Source organism: Gammaproteobacteria bacterium, assembly GCA_013003425.1.
Lineage (GTDB): Bacteria > Pseudomonadota > Gammaproteobacteria > Steroidobacterales > JABDKV01 > JABDJB01.
Map to the genome: position 1 here is coordinate 1 of JABDJB010000082.1, position 8,618 is coordinate 8,618.

At 59.5% G+C, this 8,618-nt stretch carries 6 protein-coding genes; 4 read left to right on the forward strand and 2 right to left on the reverse strand.

What is annotated here, in order from left to right:
• Nucleotides 1–1,295: cyclomaltodextrin glucanotransferase (locus HKN06_11735; GenBank protein NNF61983.1), on the forward strand; the 1,295-nt coding region annotated here is incomplete at its 5' end.
• A gap of 62 nt (nucleotides 1,296–1,357) precedes the next feature.
• Nucleotides 1,358–2,656: an alpha-amylase gene (locus tag HKN06_11740; protein ID NNF61984.1), complete on the forward strand. Its 1,299-nt coding sequence runs from the start codon at nucleotides 1,358–1,360 to the stop codon at nucleotides 2,654–2,656.
• On the opposite strand, the gene HKN06_11745 is transcribed toward HKN06_11740, so the two are convergent.
• The gene (locus HKN06_11745; protein NNF61985.1) at nucleotides 2,653–3,675 is read right to left on the reverse strand and encodes a LacI family DNA-binding transcriptional regulator; all 1,023 of its coding nucleotides are present in this window, start codon (nucleotides 3,673–3,675) and stop codon (nucleotides 2,653–2,655) included. The genes HKN06_11740 and HKN06_11745 overlap by 4 nt on opposite strands.
• A 254-nt stretch (nucleotides 3,676–3,929) precedes the next feature.
• Here HKN06_11745 and HKN06_11750 point away from each other — a divergent pair, with 254 nt between their 5' ends.
• Nucleotides 3,930–6,812 (forward strand): TonB-dependent receptor, encoded by a 2,883-nt coding sequence (locus HKN06_11750; GenBank protein ID NNF61986.1) that lies wholly within the window; start codon nucleotides 3,930–3,932, stop codon nucleotides 6,810–6,812.
• Between the two features lie 91 nt (nucleotides 6,813–6,903).
• Nucleotides 6,904–8,382 (forward strand): tryptophan 7-halogenase, encoded by a 1,479-nt coding sequence (locus HKN06_11755; protein ID NNF61987.1) that lies wholly within the window; start codon nucleotides 6,904–6,906, stop codon nucleotides 8,380–8,382.
• On the opposite strand, the gene HKN06_11760 is transcribed toward HKN06_11755, so the two are convergent.
• The coding region (locus HKN06_11760; GenBank protein ID NNF61988.1) for an alpha-amylase at nucleotides 8,379–8,618 on the reverse strand (240 nt) is incomplete at its 5' end. The genes HKN06_11755 and HKN06_11760 overlap by 4 nt on opposite strands.

The window sequence follows — 8,618 nt, forward strand, 5'->3', positions numbered from 1 at the left end:
CCGGCTACCACGGTTACTGGGGGGTCAATTTTTTCGAAACTGACGAGCACCTCGTGTCGGACGGACTGGATTTCCCGCAGCTTACGGAGCAACTGCGGTCGCAGCATGGTCTGAAAACCGTGCTCGACATCGTCTGCAATCATGGCTCACCGTCTTACACCATGCCGCAGGACCAACCCGGGTATGGTGAGATTTACAATGCAGCGGGCGAACTGGTGGCCGATCACCAGAACCTGGCGCCTGAAGATCTCGATGAGAACAATTCGCTGCACGCCTGGTTTCATCGTGAGCCGGACCTGGCGCAGTTGTCCAACATCGATGAGAACAACCCCGACGTACTCGACTACTTTGTTGAAGCCTATTCGCAACGCATCGGGCAGGGTGCCGCTGCATTTCGTATCGATACCATCAAACACATGCCGCACGACTACTGGAAGAGATTCAGTGACCGTATTCGTGAAAGGCACCCCGGCTTTTTCATGTTCAGCGAAAGCTTCGAGTTCAACGCGGCGCGGGTGGCCGAACACACATGGCCGCAGAACGGTGGCATCAGCGTGCTTGATTTTCCGGGCCAGAAACTGATCAGTGAAGTATTCACCGACGCTGACAGCAGTTTTGCCCGGCTGGCAGGCTATCTGCACCTGACCGACGGCATTTACCACAACCCTTACGAGTTGATGACCTTTTACGACAACCATGACATGCCGCGCATGGATGCCGATGAAAACGGTTTTATCGACGCGCATAACTGGTTGTTCACCAGTCGTGGCATACCGGTTATCTACTATGGCTCGGAATCGATGTTCCGCCCTGGTGCTGCCGAACACGGTGGCAATCGCGATTATTTCGGTGTCGACAGTATCGCCCATGCCCGCTCTCACCCGGTGCGTGCTGCGCTGGAACAGATTGCAGACGTTCGCCGCCAGTCGCCGGCACTGCAGCGTGGCCTGCAGGCCAATCTTGAATTGCGTGATGATCGCGCCGTTTTCTTTCGGATTTATCAGAATGATGGTGTTACGCAGACTGCGCTGGTGCTGCTGAACAAAGGTGACTCGGCGGAGAAAATTCGTGTGAACAAATGGTTAAGTACCGGCACCTGGCGTGATGCCATGTCTGGTGAAGAATTAGTCGTTTCCCTGGAGCAGCCGGTAATCGAGCTTGCGGTGCCGGCGCACGGGGTTCGCGTGTTACTGCTGGACGGGCCGAATACTGATGAGCTGCTGGCAGCGGAGCTCGCCACGCTGCAGGCAAAAGCGGTGCGCCCAAGTATGGCGACAACCGGGGCAGCACAGTGAGGCTCGCCATCCTGTTGCTGCTGCTGGGGCTGACCGGTTGTGCCACGCAGCCCGATTCATCGCTGACGCGGGAAGGCGTGTTCCAGCCGCGGCCCTATGTCACCGTGGAGCACCCGGCCTGGGCGCGCAATGCGGCCATCTACCAGATCAATACCCGGCAGTTCACGTCTGAAGGGTCGTTTGCCGCGGCCGAGGCCCAGCTGCCACGAATTGCCAAACTCGGCGCCGATATCATCTGGCTTATGCCGATCCATCCGATCGGCGAGAAAAAGCGCAAGGGCTCGCTCGGCAGTCCCTATGCGGTGCGCGATTACTTTGCGGTCAACCCGGAATTCGGCACGCTGGATGATTTCCGCAGTTTTGTAGACACCGCCCACCGGCTGGGGATGTACGTGATTATCGACTGGGTAGCCAACCACACGGCCTGGGACAACCCGATGATAGTCGAGCACCCGGAGTGGTATACGCGCGATGCGAATGGCGAGATTACCCACACCACCGGAACCGACTGGACCGATATTGCCGACCTGGACTACAGCCACCCGGGACTGCGTCGCTACATGACCGCAGCGCTGGAGTTCTGGGTGCGCGATGTCGGTATAGACGGCTACCGCTGCGACGTTGCCGGCTACGTGCCGCTGGACTTCTGGAACACCGTGCGCCGCCGCCTCGATGCCATCAAGCCCGTTTTCATGCTGGCCGAGTGGGAAAGCCGTGACATGCATGGCGCGGCGTTCGACGCCACCTACGCCTGGAGCTGGAATTCGATGCTGCACCAGGTGGCCAGGGGCGATGCGGATGCCGGTGCAATACGTGGCTGGTATTTCGGGCACGAAAACATCTGGCCCTATGACGCGTGGCGTATGACCTTTGTCAGTAATCACGACAAGAACACCTGGGAAGGGACGCAGTTCGAACTGTTTGGTGATGCACTGGAAGCGGCCATCGTGCTGTCGGTGGTGGGCGAGGGGATGCCACTGCTGTACAACGGGCAGGAGGCCGGCAACACAAAACGGCTGGAGTTTTTTGAACGCGACCCGATTGCCTGGCGCGAGCACCCGATCGGCGAACTTTACCGGCAGTTGTTTGCCCTGCTCGAGGACAACACCGCGTTATGGCATGGCTGGTACGGCGCGCCAATGACGCAAGTGGCCAACAGCAGTCCGCAGGCGGTGTACAGCTTTGTCCGTCGCAACGAGTCGGACAGCGTTGTGGCGCTGTTTAATTTTTCCGCTGCGAGCCAGTCGGTAACGTTGGATCTTCCGGCTGAGACTTACCGGGATTACTTCAGCAGCGAGCGTGTCAGCGTCGACCAGGCATTCGAACTGGCGCCGTGGTCTTACCGTGTCCTGACACGCTAGGCGCTCTCCCGCAGCACCAGCTCGGTCGGCAGCAGCTCTGACTCGACCGGCCGCTCTTCAATCCGCGCAACCAGTTTTTCCACCAGCAACTGGCCGGCCCGTGCCGTGTCCTGGCGCACCGTCGTGATTGCGGGACGGGCATAGGCTGCAGCGGGTATATCGTCGAAACCCATTACGCTCACATCACCGGGCACGCTTTGGCCTGCGTCACGCAATGCCCGCAGCGCCCCAATGGCAATCAGGTCGCTGGCGGCAAACACGGCATCGAAAGTAATGCCGCTCGCGAGCAACTGCTGTATCGCTGCTTCGCCTGACTGCAGCTGGCTGTCGGCATCAACCTGCAGTTCGTCGGCTGTCCCGATACCGGCCGACTGCAGCGCCTGGCAGTAGCCGTCATGGCGTGCCTTGAATTCGGGATGGTCGTCGTCGGTATTGCCAAGGAAGGCGATTCTGGTGCGGCCTTTCTGCAGCATGTATTCGACGGCTGTTCGGCCGCCACCACTATTGTCACAGCCAACCGATAGCCACGGCTGCGACGACACCAGCGGACCCCAGAGTATGAAATGAGCATCGGCGTTGAGCAGCAATTGCAGCCGCTCGGCAAAGCGCAGGTAATTGCCATAGCCCAGCAGGATCAGGCCGTCGGCACGATTGCTCAGCTCGTAGCGGGCCGCCCAGTCCTTGCTCAGCTGCTGGAATGACAGCAGCACGTCGTAGTCGAGCCGTGCCGCTGCCCGCGTGATGCTGCCGAGCAGGGCAAGGAAAAACGGGTTGATCCGCGAGCTGTCCGCCGTGGTGTCTTCGAACAGCAGCAGCGCCAGGGTGCGGCTTTGGCCGGTGCGCAGGCCGGCGGCGCTGCGATCGACCCGGTAATTGAGTTTCCGTGCCACCTCGAGGATGCGCTGCCGGGTTTCCGGGCGTACCAGCGGGCTGCCACGCAGTGCGCGCGATACCGTGGCCTGGGAGACACCTGCGGCATCGGCGATATCACGGGAGGTGGGGCGGTTTTTCATACTGATGATGCGCCGCACAAAGCGGCGTTTGTTTTTTTAACCGGCGTCCAGCTTGTCAGCCCCGACCGGTTGCATACGATTGCAGCACTGTAGCAGAAAGGGCCGCCAGCATGTTGTTTGCGATACAATCAGGATGTTATTTCGGGGGAAAACAAGCCGCGGGCAAAGCATGCCCGGCCACCCGGTGTGGTGCGCCTGAACGCCATTTTCGCCGCACAAATCATGCTTGCATGTAATTAGAACGACTTGGGGCAACTGCAATGAAAGACAAGGTCAATTGGGGTCGTAACAGCCTGTCGGCTGCCGTTTCGCTGGCACTGGCATCAGCGGTTGGCGCACAGGCGCAGGACGTCATCGAGGAAGAGGAAGAAGCACAACAGCCAAAAGTGCTGGAAGAGGTGGTCGTCACCAGTTTCCGCCGCAGTCTGCAAAACTCGATTGACCTGAAGGCATCTGAAACCTCTATCGTCGAGGCAGTCTCGGCCGAGGAAATCGGCAAGCTGCCCGACGTCAGCATCGCCGAGTCGCTGGCGCGGCTACCCGGGCTGGCGGCGCAGCGGCTCAACGGTCGCGGCCAGGTCATCAGCGTTCGTGGATTGGCACCGGACTTCACAACTGCCCTGCTGAATGGCCGACCGCAGGTCAGCACCGGCGACAATCGCGGCGTCGAGTTCGACCAGTATCCTTCCGAGTTGCTCAGTTCCGTCGTTGTCTATAAGACACCGGACGCCTCGCTGATCGGCCAGGGTCTGGCCGGCACCGCCGACCTGCGCACGATTCGGCCGCTCGAGTATGGCGAGCAGGCGATTGCCGGCAATATTCGCTATGAACAGAATGAGCTGGACGCGCTGAATGCCGGCTCTACCGACGACGGCGTGCGTTTCAGCTTTTCCTATGTCGACCAGTTTGCGGATGACAAATTTGGCCTGGCGATCGGTTTTGCCCACATGACCAACCCCAGCCAGGAAAAACGCTTCAACGCCTGGGGCTACCGAAATCTTGCAGATGCGACGCTGCCGCTGTCCGACCCGAACGATCCGGACAGCGAACGGCTGACACCCGCCGACTACGGCCTGGCCGACGATGACCTGGTGATCAATGGCGCCAAGCCCTTTGTGCGTTCCAGCGAACTGGAGCGTGACGGCCTGATCGCCGTGATGGAATGGCAGCCCACGGACCGCTTCTCAACTGCGCTGGACATCTACGCCTCAGATTTCAGTGAAACCCAGCTGCTGCGTGGTATCGAGTTTCCTCTCGGCGACGCACAGGATGGTGCCGATACTTTCCTTGTGCCCGGGAATGTGAGTAACGGCGTGGTTACCAGCGGCACGTTTATGGATGTTAAGGGAGTGGTGCGCAACGACGTCAATTTCCGCGACGCTGAGCTGCGCGCGTTTGGCTGGGAGGCCAATTACGATATCAACGACAACTGGACCGCCGGCATCGATGTCAGCTTCTCCAGTGTCGAGCGGCGCGACCAGCTGCTGGAAACCTACTCGGGCACCGGCGCAACCGATGAGTTCTCCCCGGATGGCGACGGCGGTCCGCTGGATAACCTGAGCTTTGTGCTCAATGGTGAAAGCGCTGTGTTCAGTTCGGAACTCAACTATGACGACCCGAACCTCATTCGGCTGACCAGCCCGCACGGATGGGGTAACAACAACGTCGACGGTGGCCAGCTTGGCTACACCAACAACCCGCGTATCCAGGACGAACTCAGTCACTTCACCCTGAGTGCTGAACGTTTTTCCACGGGTGGCACATTCAGCAGCATCGAGTTTGGCCTGAACTACAACGAGCGTATCAAGTCGCTGGTCGCGGATGAGTTTTACCTGGGTTTGGCCAATGGCGACTTCGAGGCGCCGCTGGGGGCGACGAACGGGTTTACCGACCTGTCGTTCCTCGGTATTGGCAACATGGTCAGCTACGATCCACTGCAGGCATTTAACGATGGTCTGTACACGCTGTCGCGTAATACATTTTCCGACGTCGTCATCAAGAGCTGGTCAGTCAAGGAGGAGGTCACCCTGGCCTACGTGCAGATGAACATCGACACGCAGGGCGGCCGCGTGCCGCTGACCGGGAACATTGGTGTACAGGTAGTGCATACCGACCAGAGTTCCAATGCATTTGGTGCAGTACCCGATGCACAGGGGTTCCTCGAGGGCGTGCTGACGCTGCCGGTTTCCGCGGGTAAGGACTACACGCTGACACTGCCCAGTCTGAACCTGAGCTGGGAGATTGGCGACCAGAAGTATCTGCGTTTCGGCGCCGCACGCACGCTGGCGCGCCCACGCATGGATGAGCTGCGCGCCAGTGGTGTGGTTACGTTCAACGATCGTGCGGCGTGTGTCATCGATCCGAACGACCCGACCGACGACGGCAGTGACTGTAATCCCAATGATCTGGATGATTCGGCGTGGAGCGCCAACGGCGGCAACCCGCTGCTTGATCCATGGCTGGCGGACTCAGCCGATCTGTCGTTCGAGATGTATTTTCCGGATGACCTTGGTTACATTGCCATTGCTGCATTTTACAAACAGCTCGACAGTTACATCTTTGACCAGGACCTGGCCGGTGACTTCTCGGACTTCCCCACCGGCGACCTTGTGACGCTTACCGATATCGGCCGCGTGTCGCAGCCGGATAACGGCACCGGCGGTCATATCAAGGGTCTTGAATTTGCACTGACTTATAACTTCGACTCGCTCTGGCCGAAACTGCGCGGACTCGGCGTGTTCATGAGCGCGTCTAAAAACGACAGCAGCGTCATCCAGGATCCGGACGATCCGTCGTTGCCCCTGCCGGGACTGTCCGAAGATATACGCAATATTACCGTGTTCTATGAGCGCGGAGGATTCTCAAGCCGGGTCAGCAGTCGTTACCGTTCGCAGTTCCTTGGCGAGGTATCGGGCTTCGGTGCCGGTCGCGACCTGACGCTGGTCGAAGAGGAGTCTATTGTCGATGCGCAGATCGGCTACAGCTGGTCGAGTGGGCCACTGGCAAATCTGTCCGTCTTTCTACAGGGCAATAACCTGAGCGACGAGCCATTCCGCACTTTTCTAAATAATGACCCGCGCCAGGTGCGGGATTTCCAGCGCTACGGACGCTCGTTCATGCTCGGTGCATCGTACAAATACTGATGGGGGAAGCTGAGCCGACCCCTGTCGCCGGGAGGGCGGCAGGGGTTTCTTTTTTGGAGTAAGGCCGGTCGACAAGCGCGTAAAAAAAGTAGTGATTGCCGGCGGCGGTACTGCCGGCTGGACGGCCGCTGCGGTCCTGGCACGAACCATGGGGCCGCTGCTCGATATCGAGCTGGTCGAATCGGAGCAGATCGGCACCGTCGGTGTGGGTGAGGCGACCATCCCGCAGATTCGCCTGCTGATTAACCTCCTGGGAATCAATGAGAACGAGTTTCTTCGCAACACGCGCGGCACCATCAAGCTGGGTATCCAGTTCAATGACTGGGGACGGGTCGGGGATTCCTACATGCATGCTTTCGGGTCGATTGGCCGTGGCCTGGGCATGCTCGATTTTTATCCGTACTGGCTGCGCGGCCGCACCACCGAGCCGGGTGACCTGTGGCGCTACTCGCTCAACTACCAGGCTGCGATTGCCAATCGCTTCGCGCCTCTCAGCAGCCTTGGTGATACCGGAATGGCCGGCCTTGTTCATGCCTGGCACTTCGACGCAACGCTGGTGGCGCAGCTGTTTCGCCGTTACAGCGAGCAGCTGGGCGTGGTGCGTACCGAAGGGCGTATCAACCGGGCCAGACTCAACGGCGAAACCGGTTATATCGAAGCGCTGGAGCTGGATGACGGCCGGCAGGTGGCCGGCGACCTGTTCATTGACTGCTCCGGTTTTCGTGGCCTGCTGATCGAAGAGGCGCTGCAAACGGGCTATGAATCATGGACCCACTGGTTGCCGTGCGACCGCGCTATTGCCGTGCCCAGTGCCAGCACCGAGTCACTGCGCCCCTATACCCAGGCAACCGCACGCCGTGCCGGCTGGCAATGGCGCATCCCGCTGCAGCACCGTATTGGCAACGGTCATGTTTACTGCAGCCAGTACCTTGATGATGACCAGGCCGAAACCATGTTGCTGGCCAACCTGGACGGCAAACGCATTGGCGAACCGAACCGGCTGAGCTTCGCTACCGGGCGGCGTAAAAAGTTCTGGAACCGCAACTGCCTGGCGCTCGGTCTTGCCGCCGGTTTTATGGAGCCGCTGGAGTCGACCAGTATTCATCTCGTGCAGTCCGGGCTGAGCCGGTTGCTGGACCTTTTCCCCGACCGTGATTTCGCTGCGGCAAAAATCGACCAGTACAACCGCGAAACCATCTTCGAGTACGAGCGCGTCAGGGACTTTCTTATCCTTCATTACTACGCCACCGAGCGAACCGACAGCGAGTTCTGGCTCGAATGCAGCCAGATGGCAATACCCGACACCTTGCAGCAGAAACTGGATATGTTTCGCGACGGTGGACGCATTTTCCGCGTAGCCGATGAGTTGTTTACCGTTGTCGGCTGGCTACAGGTGCTGATCGGACAGCATGTCAGGCCAGGCGGCTTTCATCCGCTGGCCGACCGGCTGTCAGACGATCAGTTGCAGGAGTTTTTGCGACAAGTTCGCGAGGTTATCGACAAGGCGGTGCAGGAACTGCCGCTACACCAGGACTATATCCGGCGCCATTGCGCCGTGGCTGAGGGCTAGTCCAGTTCCAGCAACAGGACCGAGCGTCCGGGCAAACGGTATTTCCTCCCAAGCGCAATGCTGCGGCCGCCGATTACATCGCGCGCCCGGGTTGCGGTTCCGATATGTTCGGCAAAACGTGAAAAATCCAGCGCTGTAGCCTTTTCGTTCTTGTTGATCACCGCCATCACCCGCGATTGGTCGTCATAGCGAAACCAGGCGTACACGCCATTGGCCGGATAGTAGTGCGCCAGCCG

Coding starts and splice junctions, on each gene's coding strand:
- HKN06_11750 (NNF61986.1), top strand. CDS start 3,930: ATGAAAGACAAGGTCAATTGGGGTCGTAACAGCCTGTCGGCTGCCGTT.